This window comes from Sphingobacterium wenxiniae, from assembly GCF_900116225.1.
Taxonomy (GTDB): domain Bacteria; phylum Bacteroidota; class Bacteroidia; order Sphingobacteriales; family Sphingobacteriaceae; genus Sphingobacterium; species Sphingobacterium wenxiniae.
Map to the genome: position 1 here is coordinate 225,857 of NZ_FOZZ01000001.1, position 19,621 is coordinate 245,477.

Consider the following 19,621-nt stretch of genomic DNA (forward strand, 5'->3'; position numbering starts at 1 on the left):
TTATTTACCTTCTATTATATTATAGTCTTACAAAAATATGTTTTTTTACACTGAAAAAACAATTTAACAACAATTGTTTTTTCAGTGCTTTGCTAAGCAAAATCTTATTCAAATTCTGCTTGTAGGATTCGAACAAGCTCACGGATAGTATCTTCTTCTAAATCAGTACGTCTTACAAGTTCTGATTCCGTAAGTGCCAATACTGATTTAGCAGAATCCAAACCAACGCGTTTCAGCTCATCGATGATCCAGCCATCGATTTCATCTGCAAATTCTTCGATATCCACATCCTCCTCTACTTCATCGTTTTCACGGTATACATCGATTTCGTATCCTGTCAATTTACCTGCCAACTTGATGTTGTGTCCACCGCGACCAATTGCCAATGACACTTGATCTGGTTTCAGATAAACAGCTGCTGTTTTATTTTCATCGTCAATTTTGATCGATGAGATACGTGCAGGGCTCAATGCACGGGTAATGTACAAGGAATTGTTGTGCGTAAAGTTAATCACGTCGATGTTCTCATTGCGCAATTCGCGAACGATACCGTGGATACGCGAGCCTTTCATACCTACACACGCCCCTACTGGATCAATACGGTCGTCATAAGACTCAACTGCAACCTTAGCACGTTCTCCCGGTTCACGAACAATCTTCTTGATAGTAATCAAGCCATCAAAAATCTCAGGCACCTCCAATTCAAACAAACGTTGAAGGAATTCCGGCGCTGTACGCGAAATGATAATTTTCGGGTTATTATTGTTCATATCCACTTTGTGGACTACCGCACGGATACTATCTCCTTTTTTGAAATAATCGGCAGGGATTTGCTCCGTTTTCGGCAATATCAATTCGTTCCCGTCTTCATCCAATACAAGGATTTCCTTTTTCCAGATTTGGTAAACCTCTCCGACTACCAATTCTCCTTCACGGTCTTTGTATTTTTTGAAAACTTCGTCTTTCTCCAATTCAAGGATTTTGGAAACCAACGTCTGGCGAGCGGCCAAAATAGCACGACGACCGAAGCTTTCTAAAGTAATCTGCTCGATATAATCGTCACCTACTTCTAAATCCGCGTCATACTGATGCACTTCCGACAACTCTATCTCCAAATCATCATCTTCAGAAAAGCCATCCTCCATCACCACACGTGTTCTCCAGATTTCCAAGTCACCATTATCGGGGTTAACGATAACGTCCACATTCTCATCTGTACCAAAACGCTTACGTATCATACTGCGGAATACCTCTTCCAATACAGTAATCACCGTGGGGCGGTCAATGTTTTTAAATTCCTTAAACTCTTGAAAAGAGTCAATCAAATTGATATTGCTGCTCATTTTTATTTAAATGAAATTAACACCTTAGTTTCTACGATATGTTCAAATGGGATTTCAGCCGTTTGCAAAGTAGCTTTTTTCCCTTTTTCTTTTACTTTTTCTTCGATAGTAATGCCTTGCTCAGTAAGGGCTATCAATTTACCTTCGCGCTTATCGGTCTCGGTTGTCTTTACCCGCACCTCGCGTCCGATATTTTTATAGTATTGCCTATGTGATAATAGTGGCGTATCAATACCCGGAGATGATACCTCCAGACGGTATGCCCTATCGATGACATTTTCCTCTTCCAAGTGAAAACCAACGTGACGGCTAATCTGCACACAATCGGCAATGGCAATACCCTGATCGCCGTCCACTAAAATTTCCAACACACCGTTATTGTGCATTTTGATGCGAACGATGAATAAATCTTCCCTATCGGCGATTTTCTCCTCAACTAATTCACGAACTCTTGCTTCTACTTGCATATTAAATTTCGACAAAGAATTAAAAAAGGGGGCATAACATGCCCCCTCTTATTCAGATAGTACAAAGGTACAAACTTTTTTTCAAACAAGCAAATCACTGTTATTTATTGTCTACAACAGCGTTAATTTGTTTCTGCATCTGTGCCATCATGTTGGTTAATGTTTCCATTGTCGGTTCAGGAGTTGGTTCAGGAAGTTCTGTGCTGATGAACGCCTTCGCCTTCCAGACTTCAAGGATGTCATCGGCAGCAACCCAATACGGCTCGTAGACTTTATTATCAGAAACAAGCTTCAATCCCTTATCTTCTTTAAACTTAAAGGCTATTCGTTTATAAACCACGCCATCTTCTTTGGAAATAACAACATAGGTTTGTCCAGGCTTAATATTATGCCAGTTTTCGACATATTCACCGATGACAATACTCCCGGACGGAAGCGGCAACATGGAATCCCCTTTTATTTCAAATGCCCGATAAGTACCTTGGTTAAACATAGGCAAGGAAAATTTCGGTAATTCCGCGACATATTCCGGATCGCCATAGCCATTCAAATATCCGGCACTGGCTTTCACCGGCACTAATTCGATATTCTCACGATCGTCACCATCTACCGTTACACTCAGTATACGAAGGTTAGAAGCATTGCTTTTCGGTGTAGGACGCCATTTCTCATCAATCACATCATGCGCCAACTCATCCATGGTTAAATCGTAATAAGAAGCTATCTTCTTTAATAGTTCATATTTGGGCTCGGCTCTATCCTCTTCATACGCCCCCACAGACGCCCTTTTAATCTCCATGACATCAGCAAACTGCTGTTGAGTTAATCCTTTTTTCTTCCTTAAGAATTTAAGGTTTGAAGCTATGTTTGACATAAAATTTCAAATAAAATTTTTAAATACTAAACTTATTAGTAATATTGTGCCAATAAAATTAGTAATAAAGGTTGAAACAACCAAATATGTTAGTATAAAAACGTAAAAAACATGGAAAAGCACATTGTTTATATCATCACAGACAGCAACCGTACGTATCTGGAAGCAGGATACTGCAAAGACTTAAATACGAGAATGCAGGAAATAAAAGATGCTGCTTCGGTCATGTTTACCCAGATTGCTAAGCTCAACAACGTTGTGCATGTCGAAGAATTTGACACATTTGAAGAAGCCCAGCGCCGCAAAGTCCAAATACTGCAGTTCACCCGCATGCAACGTGAGCGGCTTGTTCGCCTAAAAAACCCGAACTGGCTCAATCTACACGCTGCCCACACCCAGCCTGCACAAAAAAAAGTCGTTGTTTACGCCTCTTAGCGAAACAACGACCTTAACAACCTTATCCACCTCTCTACTACATCAACCGCACTTTGTCTATGTTGGACTACCAGCCCGGCATAAAGTTTAATCCGAATGTTCCAAACTTCGTACGGGAGGATACAAAAGGAATAGCATAATAAGGTTCTAATATCATCGCACCAAACAGATTCACGCGAAGCGATACCCCCGCACTGAATATAGGCACACGATAATTCGTGTCATATCCCATAACCTGCTGATTATTTTGATCCATAACGGGACTCCCATCTTCATAATATTGTGGCACCAAAGGTTTTTTGTCCAAGTTTCCTACAATTTTATTTCCACCATTCCACGCCAATCCGGCATCAAAGAACAGGTTGAGGTCTGAAAACAAGAAATCGGATTTAACAGCTGCCAGTTTCTCCGGTCCGGTAAACGGCAAACGGAGCTCAAAGTTTCCTACCGCAACCCGTGATCCCATCAAGTCATTGAAAGAAATGTCTCCTACTCTGTCCCGGCTTAGATTATCATAACCGCGCACAAAGAATGGATAACCAATATAATTACCGCGCAAACGGTTCTCATCACCTCCTGAACGGATATATGAATACACACGTGCGGCCACGGTCACCGGCTTAAAGCGCAGGTATCTCCGCAGATCGACAGTATATGTCGTGAAGCTCAAATCGCCCATATATTGCCCGGCAGCAAGACGATAGCGAAATCCTTGTAATGGGGCTGCCAAACCAAAGATAGAATTATCGCCCACAAAAGAAGCGCTAACCTGTTGCAACATCAAGGGATCCAAATTCCCGAAACCAAGTGCACTGGCTTCTTCATTAGACAACTTGATGCGTTCGACATAACCATAACTATAGTAAGGCTGACGCCATTTTTCAACACTATAACCATAGCGTGCCAATGCACCACCGACCTCAAACCGATGATGGCGGTTGAAAGGATAAGCTATAAAGGCATCTAACTGCGTCTCAAACTGACGAATGAGATAATCATTGACTACAGGTTCCTCACCGCCTCTTCCCAAATCTTCCATCGCATAGGATCTAAAACCTGTTCGGTATGGAATGTGGGAAAATGAACCTCCCCAGTTCCAACGGCTTTTCTGATTGATGTAAGCGATCTGCCCACCAAAATCCTGTACCTGACCATTGATGTTCAAGGTAGAATAGATTTGGTTATAGCCTAATATATCTGAGAAAATACCAAATATACCACCTGCCATTCCTGCACCATACCTTGAACCTACCGTCATCCCTACGCCCGAATTAGCCAAATAATCCAGCTTGAACTTCGAACGATAAGGAACCGTATTAATTTGTCCCTCGCCAATACGTCCATATACATTAAAGTTCTGTAGATTGGTATTGACGACATTCACACCACGGTTTATATTTGGCGGCAACATCGCTGCTGTAAAATCAGACACGCTCGCATCAATTGGCTTTGCTTCAAAATCCGATGCATGGGCTTTGTATATATTGTATTGATTACCTTTAAAATAAGAATACACAATATCATCTCCACCAGAAATGCTCATCGCAGGCGAGTATTCGGTAATACCACTTATCCCGGTAAAGAAATCCGTCATCTGCTCGACCATTCCATTATCCAACGAATAGCGGAACATATTCCGGAATCCATCTCCATTTGACAGGAAGTAGATGGTCCGACCATCTCCTGAAAAATGTGGGTTCAGATTGTTTGCTCCAGGAAATACAGCAATGTTTTCTATCGCCCTACTTTCCAAATCGATTACAGCCAAACTCAGCGGAATATCTACTGAACGAGAACTGCTTTCCAATGACACACGGTCTGTACTGAATACAAGTGTCTTTCCATCTGGTGAAAAACTTGGCTGAAAATCAGAGTACTTGTCATTGGTCAATTGTAGAAGTTCTTTCGTTCGCAGATTATAAATATAAATATCGCTTTGCCCTTCTCTCAACCCTGAAAACGCCACACGATCGCCGTCAGGAGCAAACGTAATATTGGTAAATTCCACAATATCGCCCATTGCCTCTACCGACAGTGTTTTTCCTGTTTCCACATCCAGCGTCATCAGTTTGTTTTTCCCTTCGCTGAACACACTAAAGGCAAACCGTCTTCCATCCGGCGAAAAATCACCAGCAGATTCCAAAAAGCTGAATTCATCAATATCCTTATTGGTCGTTCGACTACCCAGTTTCCGGATAATCCGTCCAGTACTGGCATCTGCCAAGAAAAGATCTATGCCGAACAGGTCTTTTTCAGACATAAATGCCACGTAACGCCCATCGGGAGAAATCGCCGGCGAAACATTCATACGCCCGGCATTCTTCGAGGTAATCAGCGCCTGTCCGATTGGTCGGGAAGTGGTGTCTTTGTTTAAGCTTCGGAAAGTCGATTCCATGCTGTTGCGCCACAAGGTAGACATCGTTTGTGCATCATAACCGAACACACGGCGCATGGCAAATTCATAGCCGTATTTTGCGGTTTCCATAAACAACGGCATAATCACCGTATCGCCATAAGTCGCCCCCACATAGGCCCAAAATGCCTGTCCGTAACGGTATGGGAAATAATCATAAGATTGCTCGGTCAATTGTTTTAACGAAGGAATATCCTGGCGAGCATATGCATCACGCATCCACATCGCAGTAAAGGCATCTTTCTTACCGATAGACAGATACTCCGCCATCCCCTCAACCATCCACAATGGAATATTAGCAACACTTTCTAAACGAGTGGTGTCCTTACCTTCCATCAAAATACGGTATTGGAAAGCATGCACTAATTCGTGCCCCAAGACGTGGCGAGTCTGTTGGTTAATCTGCATAACAGGCATTACCACACGTTGTTTGAATGCTTCCGTCACACCTCCTGTACCTACTGATATCTCACCGGAAATTGTTGTCGTCTGTTGGAATTCGGGATGGTTATTATAGATAACAAGTGGATTTTTACGAAGAAAAGTATCTTGAAAAACCTGCTGATGCATGCCATACCACACTTCGGCTTCCTTTGCCAACCAATTGACCATGCTGTCATTTTTCAAGTAACTATACATCTCAAAATGCGGCGTTTGCCGAACTTCAAAATTCAGTTTCTTATAACGCATCTTGTTCTGTCCAAAATACTGCGCAAAAACCATATTGGGCAGCATGAAAATAGCCACACATATAGCCAAGAAACATGACTTCATAATAAACGATAATTTACCCATATCCATAATTACAGATTAGTTTGCTCTAAATATACACTTTTTTTACTGTTCCGTTGCTTCCTGATCCTCTCCTGCTGAAGGCAATGTTGGAAGAATTATCCTCGGCAAGTCAGGCCCCGCTTCTTCCACCTGTAAACTGTCAACAGGTGCCTCTATCCGTATCCGAGGACTTGGACAATTGTATTTTTTCTTGATTTCCACTTTAGCCTCGGGAAATTCCCCTTGTGCTATCCCTAATTCCGGTTGTTTATACAAAGCCTCCATAAACTGACCGAAAATCGGCAGAGCGGTCTTTGACCCTTCTCCTGTTTGTGAGTTTTTGAAATGAATGCTTTGTTCATCACAACCAACCCAAACACCTGTTACCAAATCTTTTGTCACTCCCATATACCAACCGTCTACATAATCAGATGAAGTTCCTGTTTTTCCACCTATCTGGTTATTATTCCGAAATAGATCCCACTCCCACAACGCTTGGGAAGTTCCTCCGGGTTCTTCCATCGTCCCCCGCAGCATGTAACTCATCAGCCATGCATTCTCTGGATCAACAACCTGCTTATACTCCGGTTTGAATTCAGCAATCAGTTTACCGTTATTGTCAAATATCTTGGAAACCAAAATCGGTGTTACCGCTTTTCCTTCGTTCATAAATGTTGCATAAGCTTTGACCATTTCAAAGACTGATACATCATTAGACCCCAAACCTACAGAAGGAACAGATTCCAAGTGGCTTTCGATTCCCACCCGATGAGCTGTTTCCACAATTTTATCCCACCCGATATCCCGGGTGATCTGTGCCGTCACTGTATTTAAAGAACGAGCCATTGCCCATCGAAGCGACATATTGCGATGAGAAAATGTCCAATCCGCATTTTTGGGTTCCCAAACCTCATTTTCGCCTTTGTCATTTACAAACTCAATCTTCACCGGTTTATCCTCATACGTATCGCAGGGCGCCATGCCGCTTTCCAGTGCCGCCAGATAGACAAAAGGCTTAAAGGTAGAGCCTGCCTGTCGTTTGGCTTGGTTGACATGGTCGAATTTATAGTACTGATGGTTAATTCCTCCGAGCCAGACTTTTATTTCACCTGTACGAGGTTCCATAGACATCATACCATTATTCAGCATGGCCAAATAATGTTTGAGGGAATCCATAGTGGACATTTCTACCTCTTCATCTCCGTCCCAGGTAAACACGGTCATTTTCTTCGGCTGATGGAGAATTTGGAACACCGTATCTTCATTTTGGTATTTCTCCATCAGGGCTGTATATATAGGCAACTTTTTTGCACGGTCTTCTAAGAAATTCGGAATCACATTTCCTTGCTTATCTCGCCAAGGAAGCTCATTACGCCAGGTATTATCCAGTCGTCGTTGCAATTCCTTCATCTGCTTTGCAGCTGTTTCTTCTGCAATTTTCTGCATACGGGAGTCAATCGTAGTATAGATCTTCAGCCCTGCAGTATAAATATCGATATCATTCTCTTCACTCCATTTTTCCAACCATTTTTCTACAGCCGTACGCAAGTAAGAATCGTTGGCAATGCGTTGTTCTTGATTGTTCAGATCCAGCACCAAAGGCTGTTTGGAAAAATTTGCATATTCTTCTTTACTGATATACCCTTCTTTCTCCATTTGTCCTATCACTATATTTCGTCTCTCTGCTGCTCTTTCCGGATTACGGATCGGGTTGTACAGCGTTGTCCCCTTGAGCATTCCAATCAAGACGGCCGCTTCCGGCACTGTCAAATCTTTAGGATGCTTATTGAAATATCTGATCGAAGCGGACTTTATACCATAGGCATTGTTACTGAAAGACACCGTATTCAAATACATGGTAATGATATCTTCTTTGGAATAGCGCCCTTCCAACTTATAAGCGGTCATCCATTCTTTGAATTTGGTAACAAGCATCTTGACCCCTGGAATCTTGCTCAACAAACCTTGCGATTGGGCATAACGCGTTCGATATAAGTTTTTAGCTAATTGCTGGGTAATAGTACTTCCGCCTCGCTTATCGCCCCGTAGTGTCGACACTGCACCAGATACCAGACCAATCACATCTACTCCATTATGCTTGTAGAAACGGGCGTCTTCTGTAGCAATCAATGCCTGCAGTACATTCGGCGAAATACTATCATACGCTACGGGATCTCGGTCCTGCTCAAAATACCTTCCTATCAGCACTGAATCCGCCGTATACAATTCCGAGGAAATATTCAGCACTGGCATAACAATATCCTTTTTCGTAGGCGAATAGCCGAACAACCAAAGAAAGTTTAATTGTACTGCACACACCCAAAGAATAAGGCTATAAATGGCAATCAGTCCATAGCGCAGGAATTTATTTTTGACCCGTTTAAACATGAGGTAAAGATGAAAATTGTTTTGCTAAAATCTTGTATGCACTATACAAAAACAAATGTTGGATTTTAAAATTAACTAAATTTAACATTTTCAGCATTCCATTTAAAATATAGGCCTATAATCAGTTGCCCACAAAAATTATACACTTACGTCGTACATGCAGATAAGTAAGTTTATTATTTGGATATATTTAAGTATTTTTATCCCTGACTAGCACGGCAAACATGTTAAAACAGACATTACAACAGAAATTACTACAAAAACTATCTCCACAACAGATACAATTCATCAAGTTGTTGCAGGTGCCTACCGTCTCATTGGATGCACGGATAAAAGAAGAGCTGGAAGAAAATCCGGCTTTAGAGGATGGAAGCCTTACCAACATGAATGACCCGGTGGAAGAATATCCTGACCGTGATCCGGATGACAATTTTGAAGATAACAATTCGGAATTCGAAGATGAGTTCAGTGTGGACGAGTATATACAAGAAGACGATTATAAAGATTATTCCAGCAACTACGGCAGTGATGATGACGACGACCGCAAGGAAATCCCTATCGCAGTACAGGACTCATTTTTTGAGCTTTTGCAAAATCAACTGGAACTGTTGGCTTTATCAGATCAGGATTATCTTATCGGTCAACAGATTATTGGTAGCTTGGATGATGACGGTTACCTTCGCCGACCTATCCTTTCATTGATTGATGATTTGGCTTTCTCACAGAATGTCATTGTCAACGAGGACGAAGTAGAATCCATGCTTAAAGTTATTCAGGACTTTGAACCTGCAGGTATTGGTGCGCGCGATTTGCAGGAATGTCTACTTATACAATTACGTAAGAAAGATCAACATAATCCAACTATACAACAAGCTATTAAAGTCGTTGAGAACTATCTGGATGAGTTCACTAAAAAACACTACGACAAAATAGAGCGCCAATTGGGTGTAGATTCGAATACGTTAAAAGATATTATTAACGAAATTCTGAAGCTTAACCCCAAACCGGGTGATTCTGGTACTTCGGCAGGAAAACAACTACACATTATTCCCGATTTTCATATCACAAACAATGATGGTATACTTCACCTAACGTTGAATGGTAGAAATGCTCCTGAACTTAGAGTATCCCGCTCGTATCAAGAGATGTTCGAACACTACGAGAAAGCGGAGAAGAACGATAAGAAGATGAAAGAAGCTGTTCAGTTTGTCAAACAAAAACTGGATTCTGCAAAATGGTTTATCGATGCTATTAAGCAACGGCAGCAAACATTATTAAAAACCATGAATGCCATTATGGAATATCAATACGAATATTTCTTAACTGGTGACGAGCGTCTTCTTAAACCCATGATATTGAAAGATATAGCCGACCGTATTGAAATGGATATTTCAACTGTTTCTCGGGTTGCAAACTCCAAATATGTACAAACAGAATTTGGCACATTCCTATTGAAATCATTTTTCTCGGAAGCGATACAAACGGATTCTGGCGAGGAAGTATCCAACAAAGAGGTTAAGAAAATCCTGGAAGAATGCATTGCCAATGAGGATAAGAAAAAACCTTTGGCCGATGAAAAGCTGACAGAGATTCTAAAAGAAAAGGGGTACAGCATAGCGAGACGTACCGTTGCAAAATACCGTGAGGCGATGAATATTCCCGTAGCAAGATTAAGAAAGGAGTTGTAAAGCTCCTCTTTTCATACATTGACATTTCTACGATTTTTCTATTTCTTATTTTCCCTAAATTTATACTATGAATATATTAGCATTTGCAGGAAGCAACAGTACAGAATCCATCAACCGAAAGCTGGTTACGAGTGTCAGTAAATATTACAAAGAGGCAAATGATACCATTGAAGTATTGGATTTAAACGACTTTGAGATGCCGATATACTCCAAAGAAAGAGAAAAGGAAAATGGCATACCGTCACTGGCTTATGATTTCGCAAATAAAATAGACCAAGCAGACTTTATACTTATCTCACTTGCTGAACATAATGGAAACTACAGTGCAGCATATAAGAATATTACTGATTGGGTATCCAGAATACCGCAACGCAAGATTTTCAACGGTAAACCTGTTTTCATTATGGCAACCTCCAATGGCAAAAAGGGAGCGCAAACCGTATTGGATATTGCTGTAAATCGATTGCCTTATGACGGTGCAGAAGTTTTGGAGAGTTTTAGTCTCCCAGAGTTTCAAGAAAACTTTGAAGAAGGAAAAGGTGTTACTACTATACTATATCGCAGCCAACTGGAAGCAAAAGTGAGAAAGACAAAGCGATTGTTAGCGGCTAAATTGAATGAAAACAATTAAGTATTAATTTTTAAAATTGAACAACTATGGCAAAGAAAGTATTATTAATTGTTGGGGATTATGTAGAAGATTATGAGGCGATGGTGCCTTTTCAGGCAATGGGCTCAGTAGGCATAGAAGTAGATGCTATCGCACCAGACCGTAAAAAAGGCGATGTCGTCCCTACCGCCGTACACGATTTCACAGGCGACCAGACCTACAAAGAATTGCGTGGACATAATTTTGCTATCAATAAGGATTTTGACAGTGTAAATCCCGAAGATTACGACGGATTGTATATTGCTGGTGGTCGTTCGGCAGAATACATCCGCTTAAATGACAAGGTGCTATCCATTACCAAGCATTTCTTCGAACACAATAAACCTGTTGCAGCCATTTGCCACGGCATCCAAGTGTTGACGACCGCTCGCGTATTGGCCGGAAGAACGTTGACTGCTTATGTAGCCGTAGGACCGGATATAGAATTAGCTGGTGGAACATGGAAAAACATTCCGGCTGACCAAGCTATAGTAGACGGCAACCTTGTAACCTCCCCTGCTTGGCCGGGCCATCAAGCTATCTTGAAAGAATTTTACAAATTATTAGGTATAACGATTAATCTGTAATGAAGAAAAACAAGAAGTTTTGGTGGTTCGCTATTGGTCTTATCGTTATTCTAGCTTATGGTATTTGGGAATCTTTTAACCAGCCTTCCATCAAGGATCTGCCAGGTGATTTTGAAGAGGTGGCATTTGTCCGCAACGAACAGAATAAGGGAGGAATATTGCGTATTTACGCAGTTACGGTTGGCGATATTCCACATGCAGATTTTGATGCTTGTGCTGATTTATTCCCTACCAACGATTATGGGAGCATGACAAAAATCTATTTTTTCGATAAGAACAAACCCTACCCTACGGAACTTTCCTTAGAACCACCACACTACGATGGCAGTAAGTATGAAGCTATCAGCATTCTGAAACGAACCGGCTCATCTAAAGAATAGACTTGTATAGAGACTTCCGAAGTTCAAGAAAACTTCGGAAGTTTTCTTGAAATCGTACTTGATCCCTCCTTTTGTCAGGATAACAAAAAGAACATCAAAAAGCTTTAACGGTATGAGCCGAAATAAACTGTGAAGGGGATACCTTCATCAGGTTTCGAAAAACCCGATTAAAATGTACAGCCGTATTAAACCCACATTGATAAGCCGCTTCCGAAATATTCTCTACACGATTGTTTATCAGCAGTTGACACGCCTTCTCTATACGTATCTCATTTAGAAAAGTAACAAAAGTCTTCTTGGTATGCTTCTTGAAGAACTTACAGAAAGCAGTAGGTGTCATATGTATAAGAGCAGATACTTCATCTACCGTGATATTCTTTCGATAGTTATCAATGGCGTATTTGATTACGGTATTGATACGAAGACCATCTGAATCATGAAAGTCCACCTTGCTCAATCCCGAATAAATAGAAATAAAATGATGCTCTTTGGCTAATATCTTCTTGAATATATACAAGACTTGAATCAATTTCTCGGGCCCATCTTCCATATGAAGGGATAAAAAGAGTTCTTTCAGATCTCCTGTAAAATCTGAAGGCAGCATCTTACTGGTCTCCATGTCATAGAATAGGGCTTTAATGGCCTGCATCTCAGTCATATCAAAGAAAGGTCTCAATTTTTCCAAAGAAAAAAACAGATGAATGACATGTACCGTAGCATTTTCAGACACTCCCTCCTCCTTAATAAACATGTGAGGATCATTAGGTTTCACTAAGAACACTTCATCTTGGCCACAGGGACGCAAAAGATTACCCAACATCAACGAGGCATTGCCCTTAATCAGGTAGCTGATCTGAAATTCCCGATGTCTATGGTAATAATCGTAGAAATTTACGCCTTTATTTTCCATAACATAGAATGCTCCATCTCCATACACCGGAACAGTGAACTCAATAGGTTTTCTATTTTCTGGCTGCTTCATACTCAAGCATGTATTTAAAAGCCTTTTTATAAAACTGGTTGTTTCAATTGTATTACGGGCCATTAAGTGGCCCGTAATACTTTTTTCGATTATCCTAAAAATGGATATCTATAGTCAGTATCAGGACTAAACGTTTCTTTGATCGTACGTGGAGAAACCCAACGCAATAAGTTAATCATCGAACCTGCCTTATCGTTCGTACCCGAACCTCTGGCGCCCCCAAATGGTTGCTGACCAACAACAGCTCCTGTACACTTATCATTGATATAGAAGTTTCCTGCCGCATTACGCAACGCGTGGGTCGCTTGCGCAATAGCATAACGGTCTTGTGAAATGATAGAGCCTGTCAACGCATAGATAGAAGTTTTATCCACCAATTCCAATGTCTCATTCCATTTTGCGTCTTCATATACGTAAATTGTCAAAACAGGACCGAATAGCTCTTCCGATAAGGTTTCGTAGTCCGGAGTTTTAGCCAAGATAACCGTAGGGTGAATGAAATATCCTTTCGAATTATCATACTCTCCGCCAATGACAACCTCGGCATCTGCAGATTGCTTTGCACGGTCTATATAACTAGTAATCTTATCAAAAGCTTTTTCATCGATAACGGCATTGATAAAATTACTGAAATCCTCCGTACCACCGATTTTGAAAGACTTGATATCTTTTTCCATCATAACTTTTAATTCGCCCCACAAGGACTGTGGAATATATGCTCTGGATGCAGCGGAACATTTCTGACCCTGGAATTCAAAGGCACCCCGTACCAAAGCTGTATTCAACACATTCAAATCTGCTGATGGGTGAGCAAGTATAAAGTCTTTACCACCTGTCTCGCCTACAATACGTGGATATGTTTTATACGTATGGATATTCTCTCCTATTGTTTTCCAGATATCTTGGAATACGCCGGTAGAACCGGTAAAGTGAATACCTGCAAAATCTGGATGCTTGAAGATTACATCACCTGCATCCGGACCGGAAACATAAATCAAGTTGATTACACCATCCGGCAATCCTGCCTCTTTAAAAATCTGCATCAATACATTTGCCGAATATATCTGTGTATTGGATGGTTTCCATACGACAACGTTACCCATCATTGCCACACAGGTAGGTAAGTTTCCTGCAATAGCGGTAAAGTTGAATGGTGTCAAAGCAAACACAAAACCTTCTAACGGACGTTGCTCAACACGATTCCAAACACCTTTACTGTTTGCTGGAGGTTGTTGGCTGTATATCTCCGTCATGTAGGCAACATTGAAACGCAAGAAATCCACGATTTCACAAGCGGAATCAATCTCTGCCTGATAAGGGTTTTTGGATTGTCCCAACATAGTCGCCGCATTTAATTTATAGCGATATTTTGTGGAAATCAATTCAGCAGCTTTCAAAAAGATACCTGCACGTTGTTCCCAAGCCAATGCTTCCCAGTCAGCTTTTGCCGCTAATGCTGCATCAATAGCAGCTTTTACATGGCTTTTGTCACCTTTGTGGTAATACCCCAATACATGCTGATGGTCATGTGGAGGAGTTAACTTACCTTTATTATCGGTACGTACTTCTTCCGAACCAATATACATTGGAATATCAATTTCTACAGATCTTGCCTCTGCAACAGCGTCCTGTAATAATTCTCTTTCTTTCGTTCCCGGAGCGTATGAATAAACAGGTTCATTCGCTGGTGCCGGAACATTAAAAAATCCTTTTAACATAGTTCTTTAAATTATGATGAGTTAAAGTTATGATTAATTCCTCACGACAAATTAACCAATAATAGTTTATATTATGCGTATTTTGCAATTAACAATATACTTTGACAACGTAATAAAGAAAAATATGTTGTACTAATATTTTATTTTTAATCGCTCGAATACCTTTGACCATAACCAAATCGGTCCAATGGTTACCAGCTGCCAAATATCTTTACCCTGCAGTGGCTTCATTTCGTTTCTTCCTAAAAACAGTATCCCACCAAGGCCTATCAAGGCCAAAAGCAGCGAGACAAGCCATACGGCAGGGCCACCATCACGCTCCACGTATTCCAACTGCACAATAAAAAAGCTCATGATCGCAATGCTAAACAGCATGGCATAGGACAGTGTGGGCGCTAGACGCAGGTATAAATAGACAATAATAGCAATATAAAAGGAGCCCCAATTCAAAAAGGTCTGCGCATTCATCCGTTCTAAAAAAGCCAGTTGCGGAAATGGAATCATCCAAATTAATCCCATCACCCCAAAGAATAAAAGTGTCAAAAACACCGCATAAATACTGCGATTCTTGTTTGAAATAAGGTTATCCAGTTCATAGAAATGACGCTCAACAGGTCGATCAAAAACAGGCGTCTTAGTTACTTTTTTATCCTTTTTTTTCATGATGCTAAGGTACGGAATATCGCTTAAACCCCACGGTTGGACTGATGTAAAATTTCCTTTCTATGCATCCAATAAAAAATGACGGGCAAAACGGTGAAACTCAGTATCAGACAGACAACAAGCCCCCCTACAATCATAATAGCCAAAGGTTTCTGGATCTCTGAGCCCATCCCTGTGGACATAGCTGCAGGCAACAACCCCATAGAACCCATCAAGGCAATCATAACCACTGGTCGAATCCGGCTTTTTACACCACTTCGTATAGCCTCCAACAAAGGTAGCTTCTGCCGGATATTATCACGTATTACACCTATCAGTACAATACCGTCAATGGTCGCAACACCGAACAAAATGATAAAACCTATACCTGCTGAAATCCCGAAAGTCGTTCCTGTAATCCACAGAGAGGTAAAACCTCCAATAAAGGCAAAGGCCAATGTCAACGAACAGACCAAAGTATCCTTGACATTTCCAAAATTAAAGTATAGCAGCAAGAGGATAAGCACTAAACTAATAGGTACTACAAGAGCTAACTGTTTAGCAGCTCGCTCTTTGCTTTCAAACTCTCCCGCCCATTCCATACGGTTCTCTTGCGGCAGGATTACTTCATGAGCAACAACCGCCTTCGCTTCTGCTATGGTACTCCCTAAATCCCTTCCCTCAATACTAAATCCCACACCAATATAACGGCTATTGCCTTCTCTATAAATAAAAGCAGGGCCAGTCTGATAACTCACCGTAGCAATCTCCTGCAGAGGGATACCATGACCATTGCTTGTTGGTATCAGGATATTCCTTATTTTTTCTGGAGTGTCTCTATAGGATTCATTAAACCTCAACACAACATCAAACTGCCTGTCTCCTTCATAGAATTTCGTTGCCGAATGCCCTCCTATAGTCATAGCAATCACGGCTTGCACGTCCGATGTAAACACACCATATTTCGCCATCTTGGAATCATGTAGTTGAATACGTAATTCTGGCAGTCCTATATTCTTATACACATTGATATCCGTTATCCCTTTTACCTTCCCAATAGATTCTGCAACCTGTGCAGCATATTTCTCCAGATCATAGAGTTCGTCACCAAATATTTTAATAACCAAAGCACTTTTTACCCCAGCTACATATTCCTCAACATTATCCTGTATGGGCTGGCTAAACCCTAAATTGATACCTGGATAATGGTTCAGTTGCTCCCGTAGCTCTTGAACTATTTCTTCTTTGGTTATTTTACGAGTCCAATCATGCTCATCTTTCAGCTGTATGTTGAATTCTATATTGAAAAAACCCGTCGGATCTGTTCCATCGTTCGGACGCCCTGTCTGTGTTAGTATGAAATCGATTTCCTCCACATTATCCAACATAATATGTTTCATTTCCTTTGTCAATCTGGTAGACTCTGTAAGACTAACACTATTGGGCAGCGTCGCTCTGATGTAAATGGCTCCCTCATTAAGTTTAGGAAGGAATTCCGAACCATAATGCAAAAATCGTCCTATACAGACAATCAAAATCCCCACGAATACAGCTATTGTAATCCGTTTATGGCGAAAAGAAAGTGCAAAAAGGCCATACACCGACCGTTGGAAGAATCGGGTGATAAGATTTTCCCGTTCATGCATATTTTTCGTAAATAGAAGTTTGCACATTGCCGGGACATAGGTCAAGCTCAACACCAGCGAACCCAGCAATGCATAACCCAACGTAAATGCCAAGGGAGTAAACATCTTACCTTCTACCTTCTGGAAAGAGAAGATAGGTAGCAAGGCCACAATCAGAATGACCAATGCGAAGAAAATATAAGATGCTACGCTACCAGCACTCTTCTTAATTACACCAAGCTTGCTCATCTTCGCAAAACGTGCTGGCCCTACCCGATGGGAAAGCGTTGCCAGGGCGACAAAAACGGTCTCCACAATAACCAAAGTTCCCTCAAGCAACAGTCCAAAATCCAAAGAACCCATAGAGATTAAATTAGCTGGTAGACCTTGAATCTTGAGCATGATGATGGCAAAAAAGAAAGAAAGTGGGATTACAGAAGCTACAATAAGTGTAGACTTCCAATTGTATAGAAATATAAAGACAATCAATGATACCAACAAAATACCTTCCACCAGGTTTTTGGAAACGGTATGCACTGTATTATCCACCAATTTGGTTCTATCCACGACCGTTTCAATCTTCACCCCTTCTGGAAGAACGCGGTTGTTCAGCTCTTCGATCTTCTCTTTCAACAGACTGACAACCTTAGAAGGGTTTTCGCCTCGAAGCATGATAACAATACCCTGTATCAAATCATCTTCCTCATTCAACCCAACCTGCCCCAACCTAGGTTTATGAGAGACCACTACATCCGCTACATTTTTAATCAATACGGGAGCCGAGCCATTCAACTTAATCGTGATATTGCCAATATCTTCCATTTTATCCAACAAGCCAACTCCTCGCACTACGTAAGCTTGGTCACCTTGCTGAATGACATCCCCACCTACATTGATGTTGGATTTGGACACAGCTTCGTACACGTCCAATGGGGATAAGTCGAAATTCTTAAGCTCCGTTGGGTGTATCCTAATCTCATATATCTTCTCTTCTCCACCAAAACTTACAACATCAGCCACTCCCGGTACTCCTAGCAATTCCCGCTCTATCACCCAATCCTGTAAGGCGGTAATTTCCTTTAACGGAAGATCTCCCTTTACAACATAGCGAAAAATTTCACCCGTTGCTCCAGAAGGAGGCTCTATAGACGCTTCTGCCCCATCAGGGAGTTCAACTCCCGATAATTTATTGGACACATACTGTTGGGCATAGAAATCATCTATATCATCTTCAAACTGCACAGTCACGACCGATAGGCCAAATAGTGAGATAGAACGTACATTCGATTTTCTTGGAATACTATTCACTTCTTTGGATATAGGTAAGGTCACTAGCTTCTCCACTTCCTCGGCGCTACGCCCAGGCCATTGGGTAATAATACGTGCTCGGGTATTAGTTACATCGGGAAAGGCTTCAATAGCTGTGTGTCTAAGGGCATAAACCCCTGCAAAAATCAAAACCATTACACCAAACAGCACAAAGGTGGTATTCCGTAGAGAGAAGGTTACGATATTTTGTACAATCTTTTTCATACTTATAATTTCTCTACTGCGTTATTTTACTCAACTCTTCAAAAATCAACAAAGCATTGTTCGCGATTATTTTCTCTCCTTCGAACATTGGTTCTGCGACAAAAGTATATTCTTCATTGTGCGCAATAGGATTTATCCGACGTGCTTGTATGTCACAATCTTCCTTATAGACCAGTATATATTCTTTATTATTATGGAATATTTTGGCCTTGTTCGGGATAGCATAAGCAGTCCCGAAATTATTTTTCATATTAATAACAATATCTGCACTTAATCCCGGCATCAAGTCAAGCTTCGGGTTGGCGAGTACAACCCTTGCTTTCAGCACATGTTCATTATCATCAAAGACATTATAAATTTTATCTATCTTTCCTGTATAAAAAGTATCTGGATAAGCAATTGTACGTACCTTCACTTCATCGCCGACATGAATATGCCTCAGGTTGCTGGCATATATATTGACCATCACCCACACCTCCTTAAGGTTAGAAACAGCGAACAGAGATTCACTATCTGCCGTGATAATCTGTCCTGCACTAATGGATTTCTGGATAACATAGCCATCTTTAGGTGCTAAAATTTGAAAATAACCATCTCCTACAGCACGATACAATTGTAAGTTCTCTTGAACACGAGCCAACTCTATTTGTGCATTTTCCAATTCACGCTCAATTTCCAACACCTCAGGCATAGATGCAAGCCCATCCGCAAGCAATTCCTTTTTACTTTTCAACCCTTTCTTCAAATGTTCGATCTGGTTCTCCTGCTGACGTTTCTGCTGATATAATTCTTGTATCTGCGTGGATTTTATCGTTGCCAGGGTTTGTCCTTTACGAACCTGATCACCCAGTTCGAACTTTACCTGTTCCACAACCCCATCTAGAAGACTACGAAAGGTTACCATATCGTTTTCATCATACTCTATCTTACCAGAGAGGGTGAGTTGTTCCTGAATAGGTTGCTCATGTAAGGCTATGATAGATGTGCTTTTTTTAAGCTGATCGTTGAGGCAAAATGTTTGTTTGGTTATCACTCGCTCTTGTTGTCCTTGGCTTGATTCACAGGCTTGTAAAAAGCAAAATAGACCGACAAAAGGTAAAATTTCAATTATTCTTTTCATCAC

15 protein-coding genes are annotated in these 19,621 nt (G+C 41.0%); 5 read left to right on the forward strand and 10 right to left on the reverse strand.

Annotated features, from left to right (window positions below; genetic code table 11):
• Positions 1-104: 104 nt before the first annotated feature.
• From nusA to BM375_RS01065, 3 genes are all read right to left on the reverse strand, one after another.
• The gene (gene nusA, locus BM375_RS01055; protein ID WP_093363308.1) at positions 105-1,343 is read right to left on the reverse strand and encodes a transcription termination factor NusA; all 1,239 of its coding nucleotides are present in this window, start codon (positions 1,341-1,343) and stop codon (positions 105-107) included.
• 2 nt (positions 1,344-1,345) lie between these two features.
• A complete protein-coding gene (gene rimP / locus BM375_RS01060) occupies positions 1,346-1,810 on the reverse strand; it encodes a ribosome assembly cofactor RimP (protein WP_093363309.1) in 465 nt (154 codons plus the stop codon).
• Between the two features lie 100 nt (positions 1,811-1,910).
• The gene (locus tag BM375_RS01065) at positions 1,911-2,684 is read right to left on the reverse strand and encodes an XRE family transcriptional regulator (RefSeq protein ID WP_093363310.1); all 774 of its coding nucleotides are present in this window, start codon (positions 2,682-2,684) and stop codon (positions 1,911-1,913) included.
• Positions 2,685-2,795: 111 nt separating this feature from the next.
• Here BM375_RS01065 and BM375_RS01070 point away from each other — a divergent pair, with 111 nt between their 5' ends.
• Entirely contained in the window at positions 2,796-3,119 is a 324-nt protein-coding gene (locus BM375_RS01070) for a GIY-YIG nuclease family protein (RefSeq protein WP_093363311.1), read from the forward strand.
• Between the two features lie 67 nt (positions 3,120-3,186).
• Here BM375_RS01070 and BM375_RS01075 read toward each other — a convergent pair whose 3' ends face one another.
• Positions 3,187-6,306 carry a basic secretory protein-like protein gene (locus BM375_RS01075; protein ID WP_244525788.1) on the reverse strand — a complete coding sequence of 1,040 codons (3,120 nt, stop codon included), beginning with the start codon at positions 6,304-6,306 and terminating at the stop codon, positions 3,187-3,189.
• 63 nt (positions 6,307-6,369) lie between these two features.
• Positions 6,370-8,694: a penicillin-binding protein 1A gene (locus BM375_RS01080; RefSeq protein WP_093363312.1), complete on the reverse strand. Its 2,325-nt coding sequence runs from the start codon at positions 8,692-8,694 to the stop codon at positions 6,370-6,372.
• A gap of 224 nt (positions 8,695-8,918) precedes the next feature.
• On the opposite strand from BM375_RS01080, the gene rpoN reads away from it, so the two are divergent.
• From rpoN to BM375_RS01100, 4 genes are all read left to right on the forward strand, one after another.
• Entirely contained in the window at positions 8,919-10,382 is a 1,464-nt protein-coding gene (rpoN, locus tag BM375_RS01085) for an RNA polymerase factor sigma-54 (RefSeq protein WP_093363313.1), read from the forward strand.
• 67 nt (positions 10,383-10,449) lie between these two features.
• The gene (locus BM375_RS01090) at positions 10,450-11,013 is read left to right on the forward strand and encodes an NADPH-dependent FMN reductase (protein WP_093363314.1); all 564 of its coding nucleotides are present in this window, start codon (positions 10,450-10,452) and stop codon (positions 11,011-11,013) included.
• 26 nt (positions 11,014-11,039) lie between these two features.
• The gene (locus BM375_RS01095; protein ID WP_093363315.1) at positions 11,040-11,618 is read left to right on the forward strand and encodes a DJ-1/PfpI family protein; all 579 of its coding nucleotides are present in this window, start codon (positions 11,040-11,042) and stop codon (positions 11,616-11,618) included.
• Positions 11,618-11,998, forward strand: coding sequence for a hypothetical protein (locus tag BM375_RS01100; protein ID WP_093363316.1), 381 nt, complete (start codon positions 11,618-11,620; stop codon positions 11,996-11,998). The genes BM375_RS01095 and BM375_RS01100 overlap by 1 nt, the downstream gene beginning before the upstream one ends.
• A 94-nt stretch (positions 11,999-12,092) precedes the next feature.
• On the opposite strand, the gene BM375_RS01105 is transcribed toward BM375_RS01100, so the two are convergent.
• The 5 genes from BM375_RS01105 to BM375_RS01125 form a co-directional block, all read right to left on the reverse strand.
• Entirely contained in the window at positions 12,093-12,980 is an 888-nt protein-coding gene (locus tag BM375_RS01105) for an AraC family transcriptional regulator (RefSeq protein ID WP_170852554.1), read from the reverse strand.
• A gap of 89 nt (positions 12,981-13,069) precedes the next feature.
• Positions 13,070-14,698, reverse strand: coding sequence for an L-glutamate gamma-semialdehyde dehydrogenase (gene pruA, locus BM375_RS01110; RefSeq protein ID WP_093363318.1), 1,629 nt, complete (start codon positions 14,696-14,698; stop codon positions 13,070-13,072).
• Positions 14,699-14,830: 132 nt separating this feature from the next.
• Complete coding sequence (locus BM375_RS01115) at positions 14,831-15,361, reverse strand: DUF962 domain-containing protein (RefSeq protein ID WP_093363319.1); 531 nt, start codon at positions 15,359-15,361, stop codon at positions 14,831-14,833.
• A gap of 23 nt (positions 15,362-15,384) precedes the next feature.
• Positions 15,385-18,498 (reverse strand): efflux RND transporter permease subunit, encoded by a 3,114-nt coding sequence (locus BM375_RS01120; RefSeq protein WP_093363320.1) that lies wholly within the window; start codon positions 18,496-18,498, stop codon positions 15,385-15,387.
• Between the two features lie 13 nt (positions 18,499-18,511).
• Positions 18,512-19,618, reverse strand: a complete 1,107-nt coding sequence (locus tag BM375_RS01125) for an efflux RND transporter periplasmic adaptor subunit (RefSeq protein ID WP_093363321.1) — start codon at positions 19,616-19,618, stop codon at positions 18,512-18,514.
• Positions 19,619-19,621: the final 3 nt, after the last annotated feature.